The following is a 25,616-nucleotide window of genomic DNA, read 5'->3' as shown; positions in this document are numbered from 1 at the left end:
GTTCCGTAATGACTTGGACCGGTTAAACTTGGGGGTTCCCGCCACCCTCGTGCGAATGTTGATCTGATGTCCACCCAATCCGCCGCCAAGCCTGCCGACACCCCCGAGACCGACGCGCCGCGCGATTTCGTCCGCCAGATCGTTCGCGAAGACCTGGCCCGGGGCAAGCATGCGGCTATCCGCACCCGTTTCCCGCCCGAGCCCAACGGCTACCTGCACATCGGCCACGCCAAGGCGATCTGCCTGGACTTTGGCATCGCCCGCGAATTCGGCGGCTGGTGCAACCTGCGCCTGGACGACACCAACCCCGGCAAGGAAGACCCGGAGTTCGTCGAGGGCATCAAGGATGACGTACGCTGGCTCGGCTACGACTGGCATGACCTGCGCCACGCGTCGGACTATTTCGAGGTGCTGTACCGTGCCGCGATCAAGCTGATCGAGGACGGACACGCCTACGTGGATGACCTGACTGCCGAGCAGTTGCGCGAATACCGCGGCACCCTCACCGAACCGGGCCGCAACTCACCCTTCCGCGAACGCAGCGTGGCCGAGAACCTGGACCTGTTCACCCGCATGCGCGCGGGCGAGTTCGCCGACGGCAGCAAGACCCTGCGCGCCAAGATCGACATGGCCTCGGGCAACATCAACCTGCGCGATCCGGCGATCTACCGCATCCGCAAGGTCACCCACCAGAACACCGGCGATGCGTGGCCGATCTACCCGATGTACGACTACGCGCACTGCCTCTCGGACGCGCTGGAAGGCATCACCCACTCGCTGTGCACGCTGGAATTTGAAGACCACCGCCCGCTCTACGACTGGTTCGTGGACAACGTGGATCTGCCCAATCATCCGGAGCTGTGGCAGCACATGCGCGACAAGGGTTTCCGTACGGAACCGGCCAAACCGCGCCAGATCGAGTTTTCGCGCTTGAACTTAAGCTACATGATCACCAGCAAGCGCAAACTGGCGCAGCTGGTGAACGATGGCCTGGTCGACGGCTGGGACGATCCGCGCATGAACACCCTGCGCGGCCTGCGCCGCCGCGGCTTTACCCCGGGCGGCATCCGCCTGCTGATCGAGCGCTTGGGGGTCAGCAAGCAGAACAGCGTCATCGACTATGTCATCTTCGAAAACTGCGTACGCGAAGATCTCGATGCCAGCGCGCCGCGCCGCATGGCGGTGATCGATCCGGTCAAGCTGGTCGTCACCAACCTGGCCGAAAGCCACGAGGAAACGCTGACTTTTCCCAATCATCCCAAGGACGAAAGCGCCGGCATGCGCCAGGTACCGTTCACGCGCGAGGTGTGGATCGAGCGCGAGGATTTCGCCGAGGTGCCGCCCAAAGGTTTCCATCGCCTCAAGCCCGAGGGCGAGGTGCGCCTGCGCGGGGTGGGCATCGTCAAGTGCGAGCACGTCATCAAGGATGCCGCCGGCAACGTCACGGAACTGCATTGCACGCTCGATCCGCAATCGCGCTCCGGCATGCCCGGCGCGGACCGCAAGGTAAAGGGCACCATCCACTGGGTCAGCGCCCGCCACGGTATCGCGGCTGAAATCCGCCTGTACGACCGCCTGTTCAACGTGCCCACGCCGGACGACGAAAGCGACGGCAAGACCTGGATCGAGCACATCAACCCTGAGGCCAAGCGCATCGTGCGCGGCTGGCTGGAGCCGTCCGCGGCGCAGGCCGCGCCGGAGCAGCGCTACCAGTTCGAGCGCCTGGGCTACTTCGTGGCCGACCGCATCGATCATCGTACCCAGGCGCCGGTGTTCAACCGCACCGTCACCTTGCGCGACACCTGGACCAAGCAGGCATGATGCTGCCGCTGCAGATCCACCTCACCTTGCCACCCTGGATCGAAGAGGTTGCCGATGCGCAAAAGCGCTATCTCTCCGACGAGGAGCGCGTGGGGCTGGCGATCGAGCTGTCGCGGCGCAACATCCAATACGGTAGCGGCGGCCCGTTCGGCGCGGCGGTGTTCGACGAGTACGGCCGGTTGATCGCCGCGGCAGCCAACCGCGTGGTGCCGCAGAGCTGCTCGGTCGCCCACGCCGAAATACTCGCGTACATGGCCGCCCAGCAGCGGCTGGCCAGGTACCGCCTCAACGAGCAGGGCGGCCACTACACCCTGGCCACCAGCGCGCAGCCCTGCTGCCAATGCTATGGCGCCACCGTATGGGCCGGCATCGATACGCTGCTGATCGGCGCGCGAGCCGAAGACGTAGAAACGCTCACCGAATTCGACGAAGGTCCGCTGCCCGCCGACTGGATCGGCGAACTGGAACGGCGCGGCATCGCCGTACGCCGCGACATCCGGCGAGAAGAGGCACGCAACGTGCTGGCCGCGTACGGCGCCACCGGGGCCAGCTATTGAACCGCCTGCGCGCCGCCTTGCCGCTGCTGCTGCTGATCGCCGCGGGCATTGTGCTGGCCTTTTCCGGCGTGTTCGACCAATGGCATCCGGAACAACTGGTGGCGCACCAGCAGGAAGTCCGCGCGCACATCAACGCCGACCCGTGGCTTAGCCGCCTGCTTTACATCGGCCTGCTGACGCTGGCGACCTGCACCGGCATTCCGGTGACCATCGTGCTGATTCTTGCCGGCGGCTTCGCCTTCGGCGTCGTGGAGGGCACCACCTATTCCTCGATCGGCTTGACGCTGGGCTCGCTGATCCTGTTCCTGGCCAGCCGCTATGCCTTCGGCGCCGGCAGCAAGCATCCCCCCGCCATTGCCGAGAAGCTTCACCATGGCTTCGAGCGGCATCCGGTGAGCTATACGCTGTTCCTGCGCCTGGTGCCGGTGGCACCGTTCGGACTCATCACCGTCGCGCTGGCCTGGTTGCGCTGCCCGCTATGGCTATTCCTCGGCGCGACCTGGCTGGGCGGCACGATCATGCTCGTATTCGAAACATCCGTGGGCGCCGGCCTGGGCCAGGCTTTCAGCCACGGGCAGCGGATCGGTCCGGGCCTGTTGTTCGATCCCGGCGTGATCGGGCCGCTTGCCGCGCTGGCCTTGCTGTCGCTGGTACCGTTGCTGTTCGATCGGGTCCGCACCTTGCGGCATGCAGCGGCGGAGCCCTCGCCCAAGAAGCCGCCTTCGCATTGATCGCGGCAAACATGTCAAAGCCTCCGTGCACCCGCGTGACTTGGTGCACCGCGACAAGTTTTGACAGCGCAATGCAGCGCTAAAAATTTCCCCTGCCGGCGCCGATCCAATGGCCGCCATCGCAACCTGCGCGGCTTGTGCAGCTTGCTTGCGGCCTCGCTTGATCGGAATCGTCGCGTCGTTTTTCGCCGCGCCAAACACGCGCAAACCTTTCCTCCCGCGGCGCCTTCTTTTTTGCATCGCGACATGGAAACGCGCGAATGCGCCCATCACGTGCGCGCATTTTTTTATCGGCTTCCACGCAAATCGCGCGCGACTATTCTTGCCAGCGCGACTTATCTCCGATAGTTTAGTGGTAGCGCTAACATTTTTACTGCGGATAACCCATGAGTCTTGTGGCAGGAATCGACGTCGGCACCCAGAGCGTCAAGCTCGTCGCTTACGATGCGGCGTCGCGTCAGGTGCTTGCCACGCACAGTCACGCGCTGGATCTGCTCGCCGGCGACGACGGCAGCCGCGAGCAGCAGGCACAATGGTGGATCGACGCGATCCGCGCCTGCTTCGCGAAACTGGACGCCGCCTTGCGCGCGCGCATCGTCGCCATCGGTGTATCCGGACAGCAGCACGGCTTTGTGCCGGTCGACACCAACGGCAAGGTGCTTGCTCCGGCCAAACTCTGGTGCGACACCAGCACCCAGCGCGAATGCGACCAGATCATGGCCGCCGCGGGTGGCGCGCAACGTTGCGTGGAACTGGCCGGCAATCCGATTCTCACCGGCTACACGGCGTCGAAACTGCCGTGGACGCGCAAGCACCGGCCAGACGTCTACAAACAGTTGGCCAGCATCATGCTGCCGCACGACTACGTGAATTTCTGGCTCACGGGCGAGCGCTGGATGGAATACGGCGATGCTTCGGGCACCGGCTGGCTGGATGTGCGCACGCGGCGCTGGTCGCCGGCGATGCTGGCCGCGACCGATCCGGATCGCGATCTCGCCGCGTGCCTGCCGCCGCTGGTCCAAGCGAATGCGAGCTTTCGCATCGCGCCCGCCATCGCCGACGAACTTGGCCTGCCCCGGGATGCGCACGTCTGCGCCGGTGGCGGCGACAACATGATGGCCGCCATCGGCACCGGCAATGTCGTGCCGGGCATGTTGAGCGTGAGTCTGGGCACCTCCGGCACGCTGTTCGCGTATGCTGATCGTCCGGTCATCGACCATGATGCCGGCTGGGCGGCGTTCTGCTCGTCCACCGGCGGCTGGCTGCCGCTGATCTGCACGATGAACTGCACCGTCGCCACCGAAGCCGTCGCGCGCGCCTTCGGCTTCAGCGCGCGCGAGGGCGACGGCGTGATGGCCGATACCACGCCCGGCGCGGCGGGCTTGGTGATGCTGCCGTTTCTCAATGGCGAGCGCACGCCGGATCTTCCGTTCGCACGCGGCAGCCTGCACGGCATGGACCAGACCAACTTCACGCGCGGCAATGCGTATCGCGCGGCGATGGAAGGCGCCACCTACGCGCTGCGCAACGGTTACGACGCGTGGTCCAAAGCAGGCATGCAATGCAACGCCATCCGCCTGACCGGCGGCGGCAGCCACAGTGCCGCATGGCGGCAGATGGTGGCCGATATTTTCGCGTTGCCGGTGCAAGTGCCCGTGCAGGCCGAAGGCGCCGCCTTCGGCGCCGCGTTGCAGGCGCTGTGGGCGTATCAAAGCGCCAACCGTCAATCCACGGACCTTGCCGCGCTCGCACGCGAGCATGTCCTTATTGATCCGGCGCTTTCGGCCCAGCCGGATGCACACAACGTCGCGGCCTACCGCGATCACTACCGGCAGTTTCTGCGTCACCTGGAAAGCAGCACGTCGTTTTACGCGAATCGCCAGCCCTAACGTGCCTTCTGATTCGCGACACCTTGGCTCCACTTATTCATCGATCAGGATTCAAACGTCATGAGCACTCCCTTCATCGGAAAACGCGAATATTTCCCCGGCATCGGCCGCATCCCCTTCGAAGGCCGCCACTCGGACAACCCGCTGGCTTTCAAGCACTACGAGGCCAACCGCAAGATCGGTGACAAGACCATGGCCGAGCACCTGCGTTTCGCAGTGTGCTACTGGCACAGCTTCTGCAACGCCGGGCACGATCCGTTCGGCCCGGGCACGCGCAACTATCCCTGGGATGCCCAGGCGACGCCGATCGCGCGCGCCGAAGCGAAGGTCGATGCGGCGTTCGAATTCTTCACCAAGCTCGGCGTGCCCTATTACTGCTTCCACGACATCGACCTTGCGCCCGATGCCGATGACATCGGCGAATACGAGAAGAACCTCAAGCACATGGTCGCGCTCGCCAAGGAGCGCCAGCAGGCCAGCGGCGTGAAGCTGCTGTGGGGCACGGCGAACCTGTTCAGCCATCCGCGCTACATGAACGGTGCGGCGACCAATCCGGATTTCGCCGTGGTTGCGCGCGCGGGCGTGCAGATCAAGGCCGCGCTGGATGCGACGGTCGAACTCGGCGGCGAAAACTACGTGTTCTGGGGCGGCCGCGAAGGCTATGCGTCGCTGCACAACACGCAGATGAAGCGCGAACTCGATCATTTCGCGCGGTTCCTGACCATGGCGCGCGACTACGGCCGCAGCATCGGCTTCAAGGGCAATTTCCTGATCGAGCCCAAGCCGATGGAGCCGATGAAGCACCAATACGACTTCGATTCCTCCACCGTCGCCGGCTTTCTGCAAGCGCACGGCCTGGAGAAGGATTTCAAGCTCAACATCGAAGCCAACCACGCCACGCTGGCCGGCCATACCTTCGAGCACGATCTGCAGGTCGCCTCCGACCACGGCATCCTGGGCAGCATCGATGCCAACCGCGGCAACGCACAGAACGGCTGGGACACCGACCAGTTCCCCACCGACCTGTACGACACCGTCGGCGCGATGATGGTGGTGCTGCGCCAGGGCGGGCTCGCGCCCGGCGGCCTGAATTTCGACGCCAAGGTGCGCCGCGAATCCACCGACGCGGACGATCTGTTCCTGTCGCACATCGGCGGTATGGATGCGTTCGCGCGCGGCCTGGAAGTGGCGCATGCGTTGTTGACCAAGTCGCCGTGGGAACAGTGGCGCACCGACCGCTACGCCAGCTTCGACCAGGGCGCCGGACGCGACTTCGCGCAGGGTAAGCTCAGCCTGGCCGATCTGCACGCACTGGCCGTGAAAAACGGCGAACCGGCCAAGCGCAGCGGCAAGCAGGAGCGCTACGAGAACCTGATCAATCAGTATCTCGCGCTTTGACGCCGGCATGGCGCCTCCCCGGGCATGCTCGGGGAAGCGCGCAACGGGTGTGCGATGGATCGCGATAAAACACACCCATCGGGGACATAAAAACATGGACATGAGGGGAACAGCGGCATGAACGACATCGTGCTCGACCGCGCACTGCCTGCGCGCGAGGGAGAGAACACGCGGCTTATCGTGCAGATCAGTTGCGTCGCCACACTGGGCGGATTCCTGTTCGGCTTCGACAGCGGCGTGATCAATGGAACCGTGGAGGGCTTGAAGACCGCGTTCCATTCCAGCGATACCGCCATCGGCTTCGAAGTCGCTTCCGTTTTGCTCGGCTGCGCGCTCGGCGCATTTTTCGCCGGACGCGAAGCCGACCGCTGGGGACGGCGCGCGGTACTGATCGTGTCGGCCGTGCTGTTCCTGTTTTCGGCGCTGGGCGCGGGCGCGGCGACCGGCGCATCGCTGTTCGTCGCCGCGCGCATCGTCGGCGGCCTGGCGGTGGGGGCGGCCAGCGTGATCGCGCCGGCCTACATCGCGGAAGTGGCGTCGGCGCGCTATCGCGGACGCCTGGCGACGGTGCAGCAGATCGCCATCATCAGCGGCTTGTTCTGTGCGTTCTTGAGCAATTATCTCCTGGCCAAGGCGGCCGGCGCATCGACCGACGCACTATGGCTGGACCGGGCCGCATGGCGCTGGATGTTTTGGGTACAGGTGCTGCCATCGGCGCTGTTTTTCGTATCGCTGCTGTTTATTCCCGAAAGCCCCCGCTACCTGGTGGTGCGCAAGCGCGACGGCGACGCGGCCAACGTGTTGAGCCGTCTTTACGGCGATGACCAGGCACAGGCCAAGCTCGCCCAGATCCGCGACTCGCTGGCGCAGGACCGGCATCGCCCGCGCCTGTCGGACCTGCGGGACAAGGTCAGCGGCAAACTGCGCCCTATCGTGTGGGTCGGTATCGGCCTGGCCACCTTCCAGCAGCTGGTTGGCATCAACGTGGTCTTCTACTACGGCGCGGTGCTGTGGCAGGCGGTGGGTTTTTCCGAAAACGACGCGCTGCTGACCAATGTGCTTTCCGGTGCGCTGAGCATCGGCGCTTGCCTGATCGCAGTGCTGCTGATCGACAAGGTCGGCCGCAAGCCCCTGCTGTGGGTCGGCTCCCTCGGCATGGCGGTGTCGCTGATCCTGGTCACCGTCGCGTTTGCCAACGGCAGCATCGATGCGCACGGTAAGCTCGCGCTATCGCACGCCATGGGTACGCTGGCACTGGTTGCGGCGAACGTCTACGTGATCTTCTTCAACATGTCGTGGGGCCCGGTGATGTGGGTGATGCTGGGCGAGATGTTTCCCAACCAGATCCGCGGCTCGGGCCTGGCGGTGGCCGGCGCCGCGCAATGGACGTCGAACTTCGCCATCACCGTCACGTTTCCGATTCTGCTGGCAAGCATCGGCCTGGCCGGCGCCTACGGGATATACGCGGCGGCGGCGGTGGTTTCGGTGTTTTTCGTGCGGCGCTGCGTGCACGAAACGCGCGGCAAGGAACTGGAACACATGGAAGGCTAGCCCGATGCGCTGCCGCACCGACGATGCCGTGACCGCCCGCTGGGCCACGCCGGGTGATTCATCCGCCCGGCGACTTGCCCGCGGGCGCGGGGGCGGCGACCGAATCGCGCAGAATCAGCTGGTGCGCGACCACCTGGTCAACCACCACCTTGGTGTCGTTTTCCTTGCGGCGGATGGTGCGCAGCAAGATCTCCAGCGCCGAATCGGCCATGGTCGAAATCGGCTGGCGCACCGTGGTCAGCTCCGGCCACACGGTGGTGGCGGCCGAGGTGTCGTCGAAACCCACGATGGAAAGATCGCGCGGCACGTCCAACCCGCGCCGGTGTGCGACCGAGATCGCCGCGGCCGCCATGTCGTCGTTGCTGGCGAAGATCGCAGTGGGCGGCTTGCGCAGGGCGAGCAACTTTTCCACCGCGGGCAGCGCCGAACGGTAGGTAAAGTAGCCCTGCTGCACCAGCGCCGCATCCGGCGCGATGCCGGCGTCCTTCAGGGCCGCCTGATACCCTTCGTAGCGCCGCGTACTGGCCGTCTGGTTGGGATGGCCCTTGATGAAGCCGATGCGCGTATGGCCCATCTTGATGAGGTAATCGGTCACTTCCTTGCTGGCGAGGAAATCGTCGATGCGCACGCTGGAGATGTCGTGATTGAACCGTCCCGACGCGATCGCCACCACCGGTACGCCGGCGCCGACCAGTTCCTCGATCACCGCCTTGGATTCGCACAAGGGCGGCGGCAGGATCACGCCGGCCACGCCCCTGGCCAGCGCCCGCGCAGCCTTGCGCTCGCCGCCGGCGTCGAGCTCGTCCCAGTCGTCGATCACCAGTTGCGCCGCCGCGCGCGCGGCGCTGTGCAGCGCACCGAGCAGCAGTTCGCGCAGGTAGGCCGCGCTGGGGTTGGTGTAGATCAGCGCGATGCGGGCGTCCTGCGCGGCGGCCAGCGAACTGGCGGCCAAGTTGGGGATGTAGCCCAGCTCCTGCACCGCCTGCATCACCCGCTCGCGGGTGGTGTCGCGCACCTTGCTATGGCCGTTGATGACGCGCGACACCGTCATCGGCGATACCTTGGCCAGCGATGCCACTTCGTCGATGGTGACAGCGAAGCCCTTGCGGCGAACCGATTTCCTGCCTGTCTTCTTCAATGCCGTTTTCCTTCACGTGGGGCCGCGACCATCGTCATCATCGCGCGGTCGCTTCGCAAATCGATATCAGCCGTGACTTCGGACCGGATATGAACGCATTTTTACACATGTTAGCGGTAACAGGCGCACGGCATGACAACGCCAGGCGCGGCAGGTCCGCGTTGGCCACGCCCATCTGGCGCATCCTCGCAGCGGCGATGGCGGTGGCCCTGTTCGCCCTCTTCGCAGGCTCCGCGCACGCCGAGGATGGCTACGACCTGTGGCTGCGCTATCGACCGCTGCCGGCACAGCAGGCAGCGGCCTATCGAAGCCATGCCTCGCAGCTGGTGTTCGGCGCGGCCTCGCCCACGCAAACCGTCACCCGGCAGGAACTGCTGCGCGGCCTGGGCGGGCTGCTGGGTCGGGCGCCTGCGGTGTCCGATTCCGTCACCCGCGACGGTGCCATCCTCATCGGCACCCCGGCTTCCTCGCCGCTGATCCAGCATCTGCAACTGGACACCCGATCCCTGGGCAAGGAGGGCTATCTGATCCGCAGCGTGGTCGTCGATGGCCATCCGGCAACCGCCATCGTCGGCAACAGCGACGTGGGTGCGCTATACGGCGCATTCCGATTCCTGCGCCTGCTGCAGACCGCCCAATCGATCGAGCACCTGGACCTGCATGACGCACCGCGCCTGAAACTGCGTGTGCTCGATCACTGGGATTACCTCAACGGCCAGGTGGAACGCGGCTACGCGGGCGCGTCGATCTGGGATTGGTGGAAGCTGCCCGACTGGCGCGATCCGCGCTACACCGACTACGCCCGCGCCAACGCCTCGATCGGCATCAATGGCACGGTGGTCAACAACGTCAATGCCGGCGCGGAAATTCTCACACCGCGCTATCTGCAAAAAGTCGCCGCGTTGGCCGACGTGTTCCGCCCGTATGGCATTCGCGTCTACATCAGCGCCCGCTTCAGCGCGCCGATGGAGATCGGAGGGTTGAAGACCGCCGATCCGCTCGATCCGCAGGTACGGCAGTGGTGGCGGAACAAGGCCGATGAGATCTACAAGCTGATCCCCGATTTCGGCGGTTTCCTGGTCAAGGCCAACTCCGAAGGCCAGCCCGGTCCGCAGGACTACAAGCGCACGCACGCCGATGGCGCCAACATGCTGGCCGACGCCCTGGCCCCGCACGGCGGCGTGGTGATGTGGCGAACGTTCGTCTACTCGCCCAGCAACGAAGACCGCGCCAAGCAGGCCTATGACGAATTCAAGCCGCTCGACGGGCAGTTTCGCCCCAATGTGCTGCTGCAAACCAAGAACGGACCGATCGATTTCCAGCCGCGCGAACCCTTCAGCCCGTTGTTCGGCGCCATGCCCAAGACGCCGATGATGATGGAGCTGGAGATCACCAAGGAATACCTGGGCTTTGCCACGCACCTGGTGTACCTGGGCCCGCTGTTCGAGGAAGTGCTGCGCGCCGACACCATGACGCACGGCAAGGGCTCGACCGTAGCCAAGGTGATCGAGGGTTCGCTGGATGGCCAGACGCTGACCGGCATGGCGGGCGTGGCGAACATCGGCACCGACCGCAACTGGTGCGGATCGATCTTCAACCAGGCCAACTGGTACGTGTTCGGCCGGCTTGCGTGGAACCCCGACCTCTCCTCGCGCGCCATCGCCGAGGAATGGGTGCGCATGACCTTCAGCAACGACGACGCTTTCATCCATCCGGTCGTGGACATGATGATGGGTTCGCGCGAAGCGGCGGTCGACTACATGACCCCGCTGGGGCTGCATCATCAGATGGGGCCCGGCCATCACTACGGGCCGGCACCATGGGATGCCAGCGAAGCACGCGCCGACTGGCGTCCGGTCTACTACAACCGTGCCGACCGCAACGGCATCGGCTTCGATCGCACCCGCAGCGGCAGCGATGCGGTCGATCAGTACGCGCCGCCGGTCGCCGCGCAATTTAACGACGTAAAGCAAACACCGGAAAATTTGCTGCTGTGGTTCCACCACGTGCCCTGGGACTACCGCATGCGCTCGGGCCACACGCTGTGGTACGAACTGGTGGCGCACTACACGCAGGGCGTTGAAGACGTCAAGCAGATGCGCCAGACCTGGGCGCGTCTGGACGGCTATATCGATCCGCAACGCTATCAGCAGACGGCAGCGTTCCTGGCGATCCAGGAAAAGGAAGCGCAATGGTGGCGCGACGCGTGCATCGCCTACTTCCAAAGCAAATCCGGCCTGCCGCTGCCGGCCGGCTTCGCGCCGCCGCAGCACTCGCTGCAGTATTACGAGTCGCTTAAATTCGACAACGTGCCCGGCTTCTCCGCATGGTAATCCGCACCTTGCGTGCCAGGGCGAAGCGCCGCCGCGTTGCCTGTGCGGCACTCGCGCTGTTGTGCGCCGGCACATGCGTGGCACGGGCCGGCGATGCCGCTGCGTTGCTCAATCCGCTATTCCAGGACCATGCCGTACTGCAGCGCGATCGCAGCAATCCGGTGTGGGGCAACGCGAAACCCGGCGAAACGCTGACGATCACGATCGCCGGCAAGACGATTCGCGCGCGTGCCGACGGCAGCGGACGCTGGCAAGCCTTCCTGCCCGCACTGGCCGCCGGCGGCCCTTACACGCTCAGCGTGCGCGCCGATGACGGCAGCATGCAAAGCATCCAGGATCTCCTGGTCGGTGACGTCTGGCTTTGTTCCGGGCAGTCCAACATGGAACTGCCGGTCGAGCGCACGCTGGATGCCGCAGCGGAAATCCACAATGCCTCCAACGACCGCATCCGCATGTTGACCGTCAGCGACGTCAGCAGCGCTACGCCGCTGGAGCGCATCCCCGCTTCCGATCACTGGCTGGCCGCCACGTCCGCCAACGTGGCAAGGTTTTCCGCCACCTGCTACTACTTCGCGCGCGAATTGCAAAAGACCACGCCGGTGCCGATGGGTCTGATCGTCTCCTCCTGGGGCGGTTCGCGCATCGAGCCGTGGATGAGCGCACAAGCGCTGCGCAAGGTCGGCGGCTACGACGAAGCACTGGATCTGCTTGATGCCTACGTGAAGGATCCGGTGCGTGCCAGCATGCAATGGGATCGGCAATGGAAAGCGTGGTGGCTCTCGCGTCCGGGTCAAACCGCCGCCAACGCGCCATGGAATCCCGCGCACGCGGACGAACAAGGTTGGCAATCTGCGCCGATCGATCGCGGTCCCTGGCAGCATTGGGGCATGCCGGAACTGGCCAATTTCACCGGCATGCTGTGGTATCGCACCACGCTAACGCTCAGCAAGCAGCAGGCCGCGCAAGCATCGGCGTTATCACTCGGCACCGCCAACGAAATCGACCAGACCTGGATCAACGGCCATTGGATCGGCACGGCCTACGGCGGCGTGGCGCGCACCTATGCCCTACCCCCTGGCGTGCTGCACGAAGGCGACAACCTGATCGCCGTCAACGTGCTCAACACCTATCGCGACGGCGGTATCTATGGCCCGGCCGATCAACGGGCGCTACGTCTGCGCGACGGCACCAGCGTGGCGCTTGGCGCTTGGCAATACCGGGTGGTGCCGGCATCGTTCGGTGCGCCGCCGCGCGTGCCATGGCAATCCACCTCAGGCCTGACCACGCTGTACAACGGCATGATCGCGCCGCTTGGCCACTATGGCTTGCGCGGCGTGCTGTGGTACCAGGGCGAATCCAACACCGGCGATGCAGGCAGCTATCGCAAGCTGCTGGAGAGCCTGCGCGAGGATCTGCGCACACGCTTTGGCGCAAACTTGCCGTTTCTGATCGCGCAACTTTCCAGCTACGGCGCACCGCCCACGCATCCGGGCGAAAGCGGCTGGGCGGATGTGCGTGAAGCGCAACGGCTGGTCGCGGCGGAAGATGCGCATTCGGGCCTGGCCATTTCGGTGGACATCGGCGAACGCTACGACATCCATCCGGCCAACAAACAGGAACTGGGTCGCCGCCTGGCGCGCGTCGCGCGGCATGTCGTGTATGGCGATGCGCAGCCGCCGTCGGGCCCGATTCCCACCACGGCGCAACGCAACGGTGACGACGTCACGCTGACGTTCGCCGATATCACCGGCCATCTGGTGGCCTACAGCGCGGACGCGCCGATCGGCTTCGAGCTGTGCGGCAAGCAACCCGGCTCCTGCCATTACGCACAGGCCCAGATCCAGGGCAGTCACGTTGTGCTGCACGCCAAGCTTCCGGCCGACAGCATTGTGCGCGTGCGTTACTGCTGGGCCAACAGTCCCATCTGCACGCTTTACGACGACGCCGGCCTGCCTGCCGGTCCGTTCGAACTGTCACTCACCTCACAGCCTTCCACCCGGTGAACCCAACCATGAGCACCTCGTCCGCTTCCACTACTCACAGCTCGCCGCGCGATCGCGAAATCGTCGCTGCGCGGGTCATCGTCACCTGCCCCGGACGCAACTTCGTCACGCTGATCGTCGAAACCCGCTCGGGTATCACGGGCCTGGGCGACGCCACGCTCAACGGACGCGAGCTGGCCGTCGCTTCTTACCTTGAGGACCATGTGGTGCCAAACCTGATCGGCCGCGACGCCGGCCGCATCGAGGACATCTGGCAGTTCCTCTATCGCGGCGCCTATTGGCGGCGCGGCCCGGTGACGATGACTGCCATTGCCGCCGTGGACGTGGCGCTCTGGGACATCCTGGGCAAGTTCGCCAACATGCCGCTCTACCAATTGCTGGGTGGGCGCTCACGCGAGGGCGCGCTGGTGTATGGCCATGCCAACGGCCGCGACATCGCCGAAACCAGCGATGCGGTAGGCCGCTTCATCGAGCAAGGTTTTCTTGCCGTGCGCGCGCAATGCGGCGTGCCGGGCGTAAAGAAGGCTTATGGCATTTCCAGCGGCAAGGCCTATGAACCGGCCGAAAGCGAACTGCCGGTCGAAACCGTGTGGTCCACGCCCAGATACCTGGACATCGTGCCGCAGCTGTTCGAGCGCCTGCGTGCCGATCACGGCACGGATGTGCATCTGCTGCACGATGTTCATCATCGCCTTACACCGATCGAAGCCGCACGCCTCGCGCGCAGCCTGGAACCATACCGCCTGTTTTGGATGGAAGATGCGACACCTGCGGAAAACCAGAAATCCTTCGAGCTGATTCGCCAGCATTCCACCACGCCGCTGGCGGTGGGCGAAGTGTTCAACTCGATCTGGGATTGCAAGCACCTGATCGAGAACCAGCTGATCGACTACATCCGTACCACCATCGTGCACGGCGGCGGCATCACCCATCTGCGCCGGCTGGCCGATTTCGCGGCGCTGCATCAGGTGCGCACGGGTTTTCATGGCGCCACCGACCTGTCGCCGGTGTGCATGGGCGCGGCCCTGCATTTCGATACCTGGGTACCCAACTTCGGCATCCAGGAATACATGTTCCACAGCGACGAAACGGACGAAGTGTTCCCGCACGATTATATGTTCCGCGACGGACGCCTGCACTGCGGCGAAGCGCCAGGCCATGGCGTCACCATCGACGAAAAACTCGCCGCGCGGTTTCCCTATACCCCCAAGCAATTGCCCATCGCGCGCCTGGAAGACGGCTCGATGTGGGATTGGTAAAAAAGGACAGCCATGGCCACGCTACGCATCAAGACACTCATCGCCGCTCTTGCGCTCACCGCCGCCGCGCTTCCCGCGTGGTCGCAGACGGCCGTCTACCAGGATCCGAGCCGCAGCTTCGAGGATCGCGCCGCCGATCTTGTCGCGCACATGACGCTCGCGGAAAAAATCTCGCAGATGCAAAACACCGCGCCCGCGATACCGCGCCTGGGCGTGCCCGCCTACGATTGGTGGAACGAGGGCCTGCACGGCGTGGCGCGCGCCGGCCAGGCGACGGTATTTCCCCAGGCGATCGGGCTGGCAGCGACCTTCGACACCACGCTGATGGGCAACGTCGCCACCACCATCAGCGACGAAGCGCGCGCCAAGTACAACGATTTCCAGCGGCGCGGCATGCACGCCCGCTACGAAGGACTGACGTTCTGGTCGCCCAACATCAATATTTTCCGCGACCCTCGCTGGGGTCGCGGCCAGGAAACCTACGGCGAAGATCCCTTCCTCACCTCGCGCATGGGCGTGGCCTTCGTGCGCGGCATGCAGGGCAACGATCCGAAATACCGCAAGCTCGACGCCACGGCCAAGCATTTTGCCGTGCACAGCGGCCCGGAATCGGAACGCCATCGCTTCGACGTGCATCCCAGCGAGCGCGACCTCTACGAAACCTACCTGCCCGCATTCCAGGCCCTGGTGCAGGAAGCGAAGGTGGACGCGGTCATGGGTGCGTACAACCGTGTCGACGGCGAACCTGCCGCCGCCAGCCAGCGCCTGCTTGAGGACATCCTGCGCAAAGATTGGGGCTTCAAGGGCTACGTCGTGTCCGACTGCGATGCCATCGAAGACATCTACCTGCGCCACAAAGTCGTGCAGACCGCCGCACAGGCTGCCGCGATGGGCGTCAAGCACGGCGACGATCTCAACTGCGGCACCACCTACTCCGCACTGGCCACGGCCGTGCGCGAGGGGCTGGTCAGCGAAGCGGACATCGATGCGTCCGTCAAACGCCTGATGTTCAGCCGCTTCCGGCTCGGCATGTTCGATCCGCCCGCGATGGTGCCGTGGTCGAGCTTGCCGTATTCGGTCAACCAGGCGCCGCAACACGATCAACTTGCGCGCCGCGCGGCAGACGAATCGATCGTGCTGCTGAAGAACAACGGCCTGTTGCCGCTTTCGCACAACCTGCATCGCATTGCGGTGATCGGCCCCACCGCCGACGACGTCAAGGCGCTGCTGGGCAACTACAACGGTACGCCGGCCGCGCCCGTCACCATCCTGCAGGGCATCCGCCAGGCCATGCCCAACGCGCAGGTGACCTACGCGCAGGGCGCCGAACTGGTGCAGGGCTTCCACCAGCCTGGCACGGCCAAGCCGAGCCTGGACCAGGCACTGGATGCGGCGCGCAAGTCCGATGTGGTGATCTTCGTCGGCGGCTTGACCAGCGACCTGGAAGGCGAGGAAATGAAGGTCAATTATCCTGGCTTCGCCGGTGGCGATCGCACCGATATACGCCTGCCCGCCACGCAGCAGAAGCTGCTGGAGGCGCTGCAGGCCACCGGCAAGCCGGTGGTGCTGGTGTTGACCACCGGTTCGGCGCTGGCCGTGGACTGGGCCAAGCAGCATATTCCCGCGATCGTGGTGGCCTGGTATCCCGGCCAGCGCGGCGGCAATGCGGTGGCCGATGTGCTGTTTGGCAACACCAACCCTGCCGGCCGGCTGCCTGTCACTTTCTACAAGGCCGACGAAAAACTGCCCGCGTTTGACGACTACAGCATGCAGGGCCGTACCTACCGCTACTTCAAGGGCGAGCCGCTGTATCCGTTCGGCTATGGCCTGTCTTACACACAATTTGCCTACTCGGATCTGCAGCTGGATCGCACTTCGGTAGGCGACGATGGTCATCTGCATATCACGCTGAAGGTCAAGAACAGCGGCCAGCGCGCCGGCGACGAAGTGGTGCAGCTTTACCTCAGCGCGCAGGGCGAACCGCATGCGCGCGCCATCAAGCAGCTGCGCGGTTTCCAGCGCATTCATCTGCAAGCGGGCGAAACCGGGAACGTATCGTTTGACATCACCCCCCGGAACGACCTCAAGTACTACGATGACGTGCAACATGCCTACGCGGTCGATCCGGGCCATTATCAAGTGCAGATTGGTGCTTCCAGCGCGGACATCCGCTTGAGCCAGGACTTCACCGTCCACGAATGACGCAGGCACAGCATGCATAACCCATCACATCCGCAAACGCGCAAGCATCGCTGCGTTTTCTTCGGCGAATTGCTGATGCGCCTGTCGCCGCCCGGCCATGAACTGCCGCTGCAATCGCCGCGCATGGAGGTGCACTTCGGCGGCGCCGAAGCCAACGTCGCCACCTCCATGGCCATCCTCGGCCACGATTGCGCGATGGTCAGCGCATTGCCGGACAACGTACTCGGACGCGCCTGCGCGGGCGAACTGCGCCGCCATGGCGTGGACACCACGCATCTGCATTACGCCGAAGGCCGCATGGGGCTGTATTTCCTGTCGCCCGGCGCCATGCACCGTCCTTCCGAAGTGCTCTACGACCGCGTCGATTCGGTGTTCGCGCGCACAGGCGCCGATGCCTACGACTGGTCACGCCTGCTCGCGGACGCGCAAGGCCTGCATCTGTCGGGCATCAACCTGGCGCTGGGCGATGCGACGGCGCAGGCCGCCCTCGCTGCCGTACAGGCAGCGCACAAGGCCGGTGTGCCGATTTCCTTCGACTGCAATTTCCGCAGCAAGCTGTGGGGTTCGCGTATCGAACAAGCGCCTGCGCTGCTGAGCGAGATCGCCGCACAAGCCGACCTGATCTTTGGCAACGACCGCGACATCGCCCTGATCCTGGGCCTGGATTTTCCCCACGCCGACGCAACCGACCGCTTCCGCGCCGCAGGCACCGCCGCGTTTTCGGCCTGGCCGCGCTTGCGGCGCATTGCCGCCACCGGGCGCCACCTCCACAACGTATCCGATCAAGCGCTGTTCGGCCTGATGGCGACGCGCGATCGCATGCTGCAAACCAGCACGCACGCGTTGACCGGCATCGTCGATCGCATCGGCGCGGGCGATGCGTTTGCGGCCGGTTTCCTCCATGGCCTGGCGCGTAAGATGAGCGACGAAACCACGCTCGATTTCGCCATCGCCGCAGCCTGCCTGAAGCACGCGATTCCCGGCGATGCCAATCTTTCATGCGAGGCGGACGTGCTTGCCCTGATGGCGCAAGGCGGTTTCGAGGTGAAGCGCTGATGGCTTGCGGGTCTACGCGGCGCCTGTCGGAACTGTCACTGGCGAGCCTGCCCGCCGCGGTGATTCGTCCGGCTTATGAACCTGCCCGCACTCGCATCGGCATCGTGCACATCGGCGCGGGCGCATTTCATCGCGCGCACCAGGCGGTGTACATCGACGACCTGCTCGCGGACCGCCCGGACTGGGCCATCTGCGGCGTATCGCTGCATAGCGCCGACGTCAGCAACGCGCTGATGCCGCAGGATGGTCTCTATACCTTGCTGCTGCTCGGGCAAGAGACGCGGTTGCGCGTGATCGGCTCGATCCGCGAACTCTTGTGCGCGCGCGAAGAACAACCCGCCGTGCTGGCCCGCCTCGCCGACCCGGCCGTGCGCCTGGTCACGCTGACCATCACCGAGAAGGGCTATTGCCTGGCGGGCGAGGATCTGGACACCGCACATCCGGACATCGCGCACGACCTCGCCGCGCCGGAAACGCCGCGCAGCGCGATCGGCTACCTCGTTGCCGGCCTGCGCACGCGGCGGCGGCTGGGCATGAATCCGTATACCGTGCTCAGCTGCGACAACCTGGCCGACAACGGTCACCGCCTGCGCCGCGCGGTGTTGCAGTATGCGCAGCACGTCGATCCCCGGCTGGCGGACTGGATCGACGCGAAGGTCGCGTTTCCCTGTTCGATGGTCGATAGCATCACCCCGGCCACCGACGATGCCTTGCGTGAACGCATCAACGCCGAACTGGGTTGCGAGGATGCCTGGCCGATCCAGCGCGAGACCTATACCCAGTGGGTGATCGAGGACCGCTTCTGCAACGACCGTCCGCCGTTCGAGCGCGTCGGCGCGACGATGAGCCATGACATTGCCGGCTATGACCGCGCCAAGTTGCGCCTGCTCAATGGCGCGCATTCGAGCCTGGCCTACCTCGGCTCGCTGATGGAGCTGGAAACCGTCGGCGACGCCATGCAGCAACCGCAGCTGGCCGGCTTTGTGGAGCGACTGATGCGCCACGCCATCGCACCGGCGATCGTGCTGCCTGCGGACATGCGCGCCGATACGTATATCGACGCCATACTCGCGCGCTTCCGCAATCCCGCCATCCGCCACCGCCTTTCGCAGATCGCCTGGGACGGTTCGCAGAAGCTGCCCGTTCGCCTGCTCAGCACGATCGGCGACGCACTGGCCGCCGGCAAGCCGATCGATGCGCTATGCCTGCCCATCGCGGCGTGGATGCATTACGTGGGCAGGCAGGCGCGCCACGGGGTGGCGCTGGTCGATCCCCTCAACGACACGCTGTCGGCCATCGGCCTGGCCTGCACGGGCCAGGCGCAGGGGGACGTGGATGCGTTTCTCGCGCTCGACGCGGTGTTCGGGCCACTGGCCCACCAGGCGCGCTTCGGCGAGGCGCTGAGGGCGGCCTACGCGCGGCTGGGCGAAGCGACACCGACCCCGGTGTCGCGCGCGCTCGCCGCCTTCGACGCCTAAAGCTTGTAGGCGCGCTTGGGCAGATTGTACGCAAGGTCAACGGCAAGTTCGGCCGCTTCGTCCTCGTCCAGACGGTGCTCGGTCACCAATTTGGCCAGGAAGGCGCAATCGACCCGGCGCGCCACATCATGGCGCGCCGGAATGGACAGGAACGCGCGCGTGTCGTCGTTGAAGCCGACGGTGTTGTAGAAACCCGCGCTGCTCAGCGTCCATTCGCGAAAACGCCACATGCCTTCGGGCGCGTCGTGGAACCACCACGCCGGCCCCAGGTGCAGCGCCGGGTAATGGCCGGCCAGCGGCGCCAGTTCGCGGCTGTAGCTGCTCTCGTCCAGCGTGAACAGGATCAGCTTGAAATCCGGTGCGTTGCCGAAGCGATCCAGCAGCGGCTTGAGCGCGTTGACGTACTCGGTGCGCAACGGAATGTCGGCGCCCTTGTCGCGGCCGTAGCGTTCGAACAGCGTGCGGTTGTGGTTGCGAAAGCACCCGGGGTGGATCTGCATCACCAGCCCGTCGTCCATGCTCATCGCTGCCATTTCGGTGAGCATCTGAGCTCGGAAGCATTCCGCTTCCTGCGCGCTGAACGTGCCGCTCACCACCTTCCCGAACAGCCTGGCGGCGTCCGCTCTGGACAGATCGGCCGTCGCCGCGGTGGGGTGCCCGTGGTCGGTGGAGGTGGCGCCGGCCTGGGCAAAAAAGGCGCGCCGCTGCCGGTGCGCACGCAAATAGCCATCCCAGTGGTGGACATCCTCGCCGGTGATTTCGCCAAAGGCCTGCAATGCAGCGGTGAACTGCTCGTGTTCCGGATCGATCACCGGATCGGGCCGGTACGCGGTAATCACGCGTCCGCCCCAGCCGCTGGCACGGATCGCTGCGTGGTGTTGCAGTGGATCGAGCGGCGATTCGGTGGTCGCGATCAGCTCGATGTTGAAGCGCTCGAACAAGCTGCGCGGAAGATATTCCGGCCGCTGCAGGGCCGCGGTGATGTGATCGTAGTACTGATCGGCCGTGCCCGCATCCAGGCGCACGCGCAAGCCGAACACGTCATGGAACACATGGTTGAGCCACATCGATGACGGCGTGCCACGGAACAGGTGGAAATGATGGGCGAACACGCGCCACGCCTGGCGCGGATCGACGTCGTTGCGCGATCCGTCCACGCGCGCAATGCCCAGCGCGTCCAGCGATATGCCCTGGCTGTAGAGCATGCGAAACACATAGTGGTCGGGTACCAGCAACAATTGCGTGGCATTGGCGAATGGCTGGTTGCCGGCGAACCACGCCGGATCGGTGTGGCCGTGCGGACTGATGATCGGCAACTTGGCGACGTGCGCGTACAAGCGGCGCGCGATCGCCCGCTGCGTGGGCTCGGCCGGAAACAGGCGGTCGTCGTGAAGCGTCAGGGGATGCGTTGCAGAATTCATAAGCATGTCGTCAAAAAAGGGGATGTAATGCCTTGGAGTAAAGTGTAAGCCCGGCCCGAGGCACGTTCAGCGCAGCGTTTTTGAAGCGGCCGGCCCATCGTCCAGCCGTACCGGTTCCATGCGCGGAACCAGCAACTGCACCACCGCAAGCGCAACGAAATAGGCCATGCCTGCAAGCAAAAACACCGGAACGTAACTGTGCGTGGTCTGTAACAGCACGCCGATGACGGTGGAAATCAGCATGCCGCCCACTGCACCGGCGAAACCGCCGATGCCGACCACCGAAGCCACTGCTTGACGCGGAAACAGATCGGAAGTGAGCGTGTACACGTTCGCCGACCAGCCCTGATGCCCTGCCGTGGCCAGCCCCACCAACGCCACTGCCAGCCAAAGATGGCTGGCCCGGGCCGCAAACATCACCGGTACCACCGCCAGTGCGCAAGTCAGCATGGCCAGCTTGCGCGCGCGATTGACGCTCCATCCGTGCTTGATTAGCCTGCCCGCAAACCAGCCGCCCGCCACGCTGCCCGCATCGGCAAGCAGAAAGATCACGATCAGCGGCAACCCCAGGTCCAGCAGGGTGAGACCATAGGTCGCATGCAGGAATTTCGGCAGCCAGAACAAAAAAAACCACCAGATTGGATCGGTGATGAACTTTGCCGCCACGAACGCCCATACCTGCCGGTAACCAAGCAGCCGCGACCACGGCACCCGCGGCCCCGCCACCGGCTCCTGCCCGATATACGCGCGCTCGGCCGCAGACAACCTGGGCTGATGGTCGGGAGTGCGATAGGTGACCAGCCACACCGTCACCCACATTGCGCTCAGCACGCCGGTGAAAAGAAACGCGGCCTGCCAGCCCCAGCGCGATGCGACGAACGGAACCACCAGCGGCGCGACGATCGCGCCGATGTTCGAGCCGGCATTGAACACGCCCGCGGCCAGCGCGCGCTCCTTCTGCGGAAACCACTCGGCCACCGCCTTGATCGCCGCCGGGAAATTGCCCGACTCCCCCAGCCCCAACGCGAAGCGCGCGAGGGCAAAACTGGCCACGCCCACGGCCAGCGCATGGCCCATCGCCGCCAGGCTCCAGATACCGATGGCCATGGCGTAGCCGATACGCGTGCCGAAGCGGTCGATCACCGCGCCGGCGCACAGCAGACCGATCGCATAGGCGGCCTGGAATGCAGTGACGATGTTGCTGTAGTCGATTTCGCTCCAATGAAAGGTGCCCTGCAGAAATGGCGCAAGCACGCCCAGCACCTGGCGATCGATGTAGTTGATGGTGGTCGCCGCCAGCAGCATGGCGCACACGCGCCAGCGGTATCTGCCGATGTTTCCGCTTCGCATCGAAGTCGTAGCGGTAGAGCTGGCTGGGTCCATGTCACTTCCGGGCGGTTTATGTGGACTGGCAACGGCGAACTTACTTCCGCTTTGCGCCAGCGGGTGTTGCCGGTGTGCTCGAGCGTGTTCTTGTTAGCGCTATCATTAACACAGACGCAAATTCAAATGCCACTCCGTCCGACCCGGCCCCATCGCGCCCCTGCCGCGCTCATCGTTCGGCAGCAAATTTGTCGGACTTTTTCCTCGCTTCGGGCGCTCCGTGAAATTTATGTTGCCCTGCAGCGTGCGTGCCGAAAATGTTAGCGCTACCGTTCCGGCGGACCGAAGGACAAAGGTCGCCCAAGACAGTCGTCGCACCGGGGGGAAGTAAGGGCCGGTTGCGCGACGGGGACTACCAGACACAAGAATCGGGAGGGGAGTAAGGTGCAAAGCCCATTTGCAAGAACGATGTTGTCGCGCGCATTAACACTGGCCCTGCTGAGTGCGGCGGGGATCGCACAAGCACAGGATTCATCGCAAAGCCCCGCGGCAACCGCCGCGCAAAACCAGGCGCCGGCGCAAGGCCCTAAGCAAAACCAGACGCAAACCGGCGCGCAGGCAAGCAACACGCAAACGCCCAACGCCAAGCCGCCGGTAAAGCAGCTTGGCGCCGTCAACGTCAACGGCGGCTATCGCAGCAGTATTGAGTTTTCGACCGAAGCCAAGCGCGACGCCACCAACGTGGTCGATACGGTCTACGCCGAAGACATCGGCAAGTTTCCCGATACCAATATCGCCGAATCGCTGAACCGCATCCCGGGCGTGCAAATTTCGCGCGACGTGGACGGCGAGGGCATGAACGTGCAGATTCGCGGCCTGGGCACCGATTTCACCAAGATCCTGCTCAACGGCGACCAGATTGCCGTGGCCTCTTCCGGCACGCTGGATTCGCAAAACCAGAACCGCGAAGTCGATCTGGATCTCTTGCCGAGCGAATTCTTCACCCAGTTGACGGTAAACAAGACGCCGCAGGCGGATATGACCGAAGGCGGCATCGCCGGCGTGGTGGACATGCGCACCACGCGCCCGTTCGACAATCCGGGCACGCACCTGACCTATTCGGCGCAGAGCACCTACAACTCGATCGGCGACGACGTCAAACCGCGCGGCGCTTTCATCGGCAGCTGGACGAGTAAGGACAACACCTTCGGCGCCTTGATCGGCCTCACCGGATCGCGCAGCGATTATGACGTGCGCGGCTTCGAAACCATCGGCTGGACCACGCCGCACCTCAGCGCCGCCCAGTGCGGCATCGCGTCGGGTTCGTGCAGCCCCGGCGCGGGCAGTTGGACCATACCGGCCACCGTTCCGGCCGGCGCGGGTGCGGGCCTGATTCCAGGGCAGACGATCGACAACGCGTGGCTGCTGGCCCATAACCCGGGTCTGACCACCTCGCAGATCGCCAACGCACTGATTCCGCGCCTGGGCCGCGATGCGTACATCCAGGGCACCAACGACCACCAGTCGGCCTTGATGTCCTTCGAATTCCGCCCCGATGAGCGCGCGCATTTCTACCTTGATACGCTGTTCTCCAAGCAGGAGCGCGATTTCAATCGCACCGACATGGATCTGATCGGCCGCAGCGGCCAGTTGATCCCCACCAATATGCAGGTGGACCAGAACGATGTGGTGACCAGCGCCACCTTCGCCAACGCACAGTACTTCCTGGAAGAACGCCCGTACCAAGAGCATGTGCACTTCTACAACCTCAACCCGGGCGGCGAATTCCTGTTCGGCGACGACGAGAACATCAAGCTCGACTTCCAAGGCTACTCACAGCGCAGCTGGTATGAGAACGAGCAGCCGACGCTGGCGGTGATGTCGCCGATCACCACCGTCACCTACAACAACAAAGGCGGCAACTACCCGACCATTACCTCCAGTGTCAATCTCAACGATCCCAACGCCGGCTGGACCTGGTACCGCCTGAACGTGGACAACGAAACACGTGTGACCGACAACAAGGGCACGCGCGAAGACCTGCAGATCGGCGACGACGACAACAATGTCAAGGTCGGCGTCGCCTATGACGATATCGCGCGCCAGATCAAGGCCTATGTCGATACCTCTGCCTGGCAAAACTATGGCGAAGCCGCGGTGCCCGCCTCGGCGCTGCCGTCCTACCTCTCGTCGGGGCCGGCCGGCTTCATCGCGATGAACTACTCCGCGCTGATGGCAGCCACCAACTACGGCTACTACGAGTCCATCGCGCCGCTATCGTCCGCCGCGGCCACCGGCGCCAGCTCCGGCGACATCGAGGAAAGCACCTGGGCCTGGTATGTGCAGGGCAACGGCAAGTTCGACCTGTGGGGCAACGAGTTGCGCGTCAACGGCGGCGTGCGCCACGCCTACACCGACCAGACCGTGTCCGGCCCCGTGACGCTTAACGGCCAGACCGAAGAGGTGACGCTCAAGCACGCCTACGGCTACTACCTGCCGTCGTTCAACGCCGCCTACAACGCCACCGACAACATCATCGTGCGCCTGGCCGCATCGCGCTCGATGACCCGTCCGGACCCCAGCGCGATGGTGCCGGGCCTCAACTTCAGCGACCCCGCGGCGGAAATCGCCAGCGAAGGCAATCCGAAGCTGGCGCCGTACCTGTCCACCAACCTCGACTTCGGCGGCGAGTGGTATACCGGTAACGAAGGCTATGTCGGCGTGGATCTGTTCGGCAAGCGCATCACCGGCTTCACCGTCAACGGTACCAACCTGGTTCCGTTCACGGCGCTGGGCGTGCCCTATGCGGACCTCACGCCCACGCAGCAGCAATCGCTGCAGCTGCGCGGCGGCCCGAATTCGGCGATGGTGCAGGTGACCCAGCAGGTCAACGCCGACGGCACACTGTTCATCAAGGGCGCGGAACTGACCTGGGTGCAGCCGCTGGATTTCATCTACAAGGGCCTGGGCCTGCAGGCGAACTACACCGTCGTCTCGCAGAAGAACATCGGCGCCGGCGTACCGGCGCAGGCCGTGGGCATTTCGCCGCATACCTACAACCTCACCGGCTACTGGGAGGGCTACAACACCACGATCCGGCTGTCGTACGTGTGGAATGCGGCGCAGATCAGCTCCACCGCCGACCAGAACGGCCTTGAGTTCGGCCAGATCAAGACCGATGCGCGCGGCCAGCTCGACCTGGGTGCGAGCTATCAGTTCCCGCATCTGCCGTCCAAGCCGATGATTACGCTCGATGCCACCAATATGACCAAGGCGGACTTGCGCACCACGTTTACCTATTCCAACGCCGCCTACACGTACTACACGCCGGGCTTCGCCATCATGCTCGGTATCCGTGGCACGTTCTGATCGCCGCTGCAACGTCTAAACCCCCTCGGCCCACCCGGTCGGCGTCATGCCCGGTGGGCCGTTTTTTTTAATGCTGCGGACCGTAGC

The 25,616-nt window shown here is 64.7% G+C and carries 16 protein-coding genes; 13 read left to right on the top strand and 3 right to left on the bottom strand.

The window, feature by feature from the left end; all coding sequences use genetic code 11:
- The first annotated feature begins 66 nt into the window (after window positions 1-66).
- From VME63_RS03710 to VME63_RS03685, 6 genes are all read left to right on the top strand, one after another.
- Entirely contained in the window at window positions 67-1,821 is a 1,755-nt protein-coding gene (locus VME63_RS03710; RefSeq protein WP_325430369.1) for a glutamine--tRNA ligase/YqeY domain fusion protein, read from the top strand.
- Entirely contained in the window at window positions 1,821-2,378 is a 558-nt protein-coding gene (locus tag VME63_RS03705; protein ID WP_325430458.1) for a nucleoside deaminase, read from the top strand. Before VME63_RS03710 ends, VME63_RS03705 begins: the two co-directional genes overlap by 1 nt.
- Window positions 2,375-3,109 (top strand): TVP38/TMEM64 family protein, encoded by a 735-nt coding sequence (locus VME63_RS03700; protein WP_325430367.1) that lies wholly within the window; start codon window positions 2,375-2,377, stop codon window positions 3,107-3,109. Before VME63_RS03705 ends, VME63_RS03700 begins: the two co-directional genes overlap by 4 nt.
- Before the next feature lie 386 nt (window positions 3,110-3,495).
- Window positions 3,496-4,998, top strand: coding sequence for a xylulokinase (gene xylB, locus VME63_RS03695; protein ID WP_325430365.1), 1,503 nt, complete (start codon window positions 3,496-3,498; stop codon window positions 4,996-4,998).
- A 60-nt stretch (window positions 4,999-5,058) separates the two neighbouring features.
- Window positions 5,059-6,396, top strand: a complete 1,338-nt coding sequence (gene xylA / locus VME63_RS03690) for a xylose isomerase (protein ID WP_325430363.1) — start codon at window positions 5,059-5,061, stop codon at window positions 6,394-6,396.
- A 117-nt stretch (window positions 6,397-6,513) separates the two neighbouring features.
- Window positions 6,514-7,947: a sugar porter family MFS transporter gene (locus VME63_RS03685; RefSeq protein WP_325430361.1), complete on the top strand. Its 1,434-nt coding sequence runs from the start codon at window positions 6,514-6,516 to the stop codon at window positions 7,945-7,947.
- A gap of 58 nt (window positions 7,948-8,005) precedes the next feature.
- Here VME63_RS03685 and VME63_RS03680 read toward each other — a convergent pair whose 3' ends face one another.
- Window positions 8,006-9,085 carry a LacI family DNA-binding transcriptional regulator gene (locus tag VME63_RS03680; protein ID WP_325430358.1) on the bottom strand — a complete coding sequence of 360 codons (1,080 nt, stop codon included), beginning with the start codon at window positions 9,083-9,085 and terminating at the stop codon, window positions 8,006-8,008.
- A gap of 107 nt (window positions 9,086-9,192) precedes the next feature.
- Between VME63_RS03680 and VME63_RS03675 the strand changes: the two genes are divergently transcribed.
- Genes VME63_RS03675 through VME63_RS03650 form a run of 6 tightly spaced genes read left to right on the top strand, consistent with a single transcriptional unit; the run spans window position 9,193 to window position 19,416 of the window.
- Window positions 9,193-11,418: an alpha-glucuronidase family glycosyl hydrolase gene (locus VME63_RS03675; RefSeq protein WP_414648198.1), complete on the top strand. Its 2,226-nt coding sequence runs from the start codon at window positions 9,193-9,195 to the stop codon at window positions 11,416-11,418.
- Window positions 11,412-13,421, top strand: coding sequence for a sialate O-acetylesterase (locus tag VME63_RS03670; RefSeq protein ID WP_325430356.1), 2,010 nt, complete (start codon window positions 11,412-11,414; stop codon window positions 13,419-13,421). Before VME63_RS03675 ends, VME63_RS03670 begins: the two co-directional genes overlap by 7 nt.
- Window positions 13,422-13,429: 8 nt before the next feature.
- Window positions 13,430-14,680 (top strand): D-mannonate dehydratase ManD, encoded by a 1,251-nt coding sequence (gene manD / locus VME63_RS03665; RefSeq protein WP_325430354.1) that lies wholly within the window; start codon window positions 13,430-13,432, stop codon window positions 14,678-14,680.
- A gap of 12 nt (window positions 14,681-14,692) precedes the next feature.
- Entirely contained in the window at window positions 14,693-16,882 is a 2,190-nt protein-coding gene (locus VME63_RS03660; protein ID WP_325430352.1) for a glycoside hydrolase family 3 C-terminal domain-containing protein, read from the top strand.
- A gap of 12 nt (window positions 16,883-16,894) precedes the next feature.
- Complete coding sequence (locus tag VME63_RS03655) at window positions 16,895-17,938, top strand: sugar kinase (RefSeq protein WP_325430350.1); 1,044 nt, start codon at window positions 16,895-16,897, stop codon at window positions 17,936-17,938.
- Window positions 17,938-19,416: a mannitol dehydrogenase family protein gene (locus tag VME63_RS03650; protein ID WP_325430348.1), complete on the top strand. Its 1,479-nt coding sequence runs from the start codon at window positions 17,938-17,940 to the stop codon at window positions 19,414-19,416. Before VME63_RS03655 ends, VME63_RS03650 begins: the two co-directional genes overlap by 1 nt.
- Here VME63_RS03650 and uxaC read toward each other — a convergent pair.
- Together uxaC and VME63_RS03640 are read right to left on the bottom strand one after the other, a co-directional pair.
- Window positions 19,413-20,837 (bottom strand): glucuronate isomerase, encoded by a 1,425-nt coding sequence (uxaC, locus tag VME63_RS03645; RefSeq protein ID WP_325430346.1) that lies wholly within the window; start codon window positions 20,835-20,837, stop codon window positions 19,413-19,415. The genes VME63_RS03650 and uxaC overlap by 4 nt on opposite strands.
- 66 nt (window positions 20,838-20,903) lie before the next feature.
- The gene (locus tag VME63_RS03640) at window positions 20,904-22,220 is read right to left on the bottom strand and encodes an MFS transporter (protein ID WP_325430344.1); all 1,317 of its coding nucleotides are present in this window, start codon (window positions 22,218-22,220) and stop codon (window positions 20,904-20,906) included.
- Between the two features lie 384 nt (window positions 22,221-22,604).
- Between VME63_RS03640 and VME63_RS03635 the strand changes: the two genes are divergently transcribed.
- Complete coding sequence (locus VME63_RS03635) at window positions 22,605-25,529, top strand: TonB-dependent receptor (RefSeq protein WP_414648197.1); 2,925 nt, start codon at window positions 22,605-22,607, stop codon at window positions 25,527-25,529.
- The last annotated feature ends 87 nt before the right edge of the window (window positions 25,530-25,616 follow it).

The organism is Dyella sp., assembly GCF_035503745.1.
Lineage (GTDB): Bacteria > Pseudomonadota > Gammaproteobacteria > Xanthomonadales > Rhodanobacteraceae > Dyella_B.
This window is presented reverse-complemented; position numbering and strand designations above follow the sequence as displayed.

Coding starts and splice junctions, on each gene's coding strand:
- VME63_RS03675 (WP_414648198.1), top strand. CDS start 9,193: ATGTTAGCGGTAACAGGCGCACGGCATGACAACGCCAGGCGCGGCAGG.
- xylB (WP_325430365.1), top strand. CDS start 3,496: ATGAGTCTTGTGGCAGGAATCGACGTCGGCACCCAGAGCGTCAAGCTC.
- VME63_RS03660 (WP_325430352.1), top strand. CDS start 14,693: ATGGCCACGCTACGCATCAAGACACTCATCGCCGCTCTTGCGCTCACC.
- VME63_RS03650 (WP_325430348.1), top strand. CDS start 17,938: ATGGCTTGCGGGTCTACGCGGCGCCTGTCGGAACTGTCACTGGCGAGC.
- VME63_RS03655 (WP_325430350.1), top strand. CDS start 16,895: ATGCATAACCCATCACATCCGCAAACGCGCAAGCATCGCTGCGTTTTC.
- uxaC (WP_325430346.1), bottom strand. CDS start 20,837: ATGAATTCTGCAACGCATCCCCTGACGCTTCACGACGACCGCCTGTTT.
- VME63_RS03685 (WP_325430361.1), top strand. CDS start 6,514: ATGAACGACATCGTGCTCGACCGCGCACTGCCTGCGCGCGAGGGAGAG.
- manD (WP_325430354.1), top strand. CDS start 13,430: ATGAGCACCTCGTCCGCTTCCACTACTCACAGCTCGCCGCGCGATCGC.
- VME63_RS03640 (WP_325430344.1), bottom strand. CDS start 22,220: ATGGACCCAGCCAGCTCTACCGCTACGACTTCGATGCGAAGCGGAAAC.
- xylA (WP_325430363.1), top strand. CDS start 5,059: ATGAGCACTCCCTTCATCGGAAAACGCGAATATTTCCCCGGCATCGGC.
- VME63_RS03670 (WP_325430356.1), top strand. CDS start 11,412: ATGGTAATCCGCACCTTGCGTGCCAGGGCGAAGCGCCGCCGCGTTGCC.
- VME63_RS03710 (WP_325430369.1), top strand. CDS start 67: ATGTCCACCCAATCCGCCGCCAAGCCTGCCGACACCCCCGAGACCGAC.
- VME63_RS03705 (WP_325430458.1), top strand. CDS start 1,821: ATGCTGCCGCTGCAGATCCACCTCACCTTGCCACCCTGGATCGAAGAG.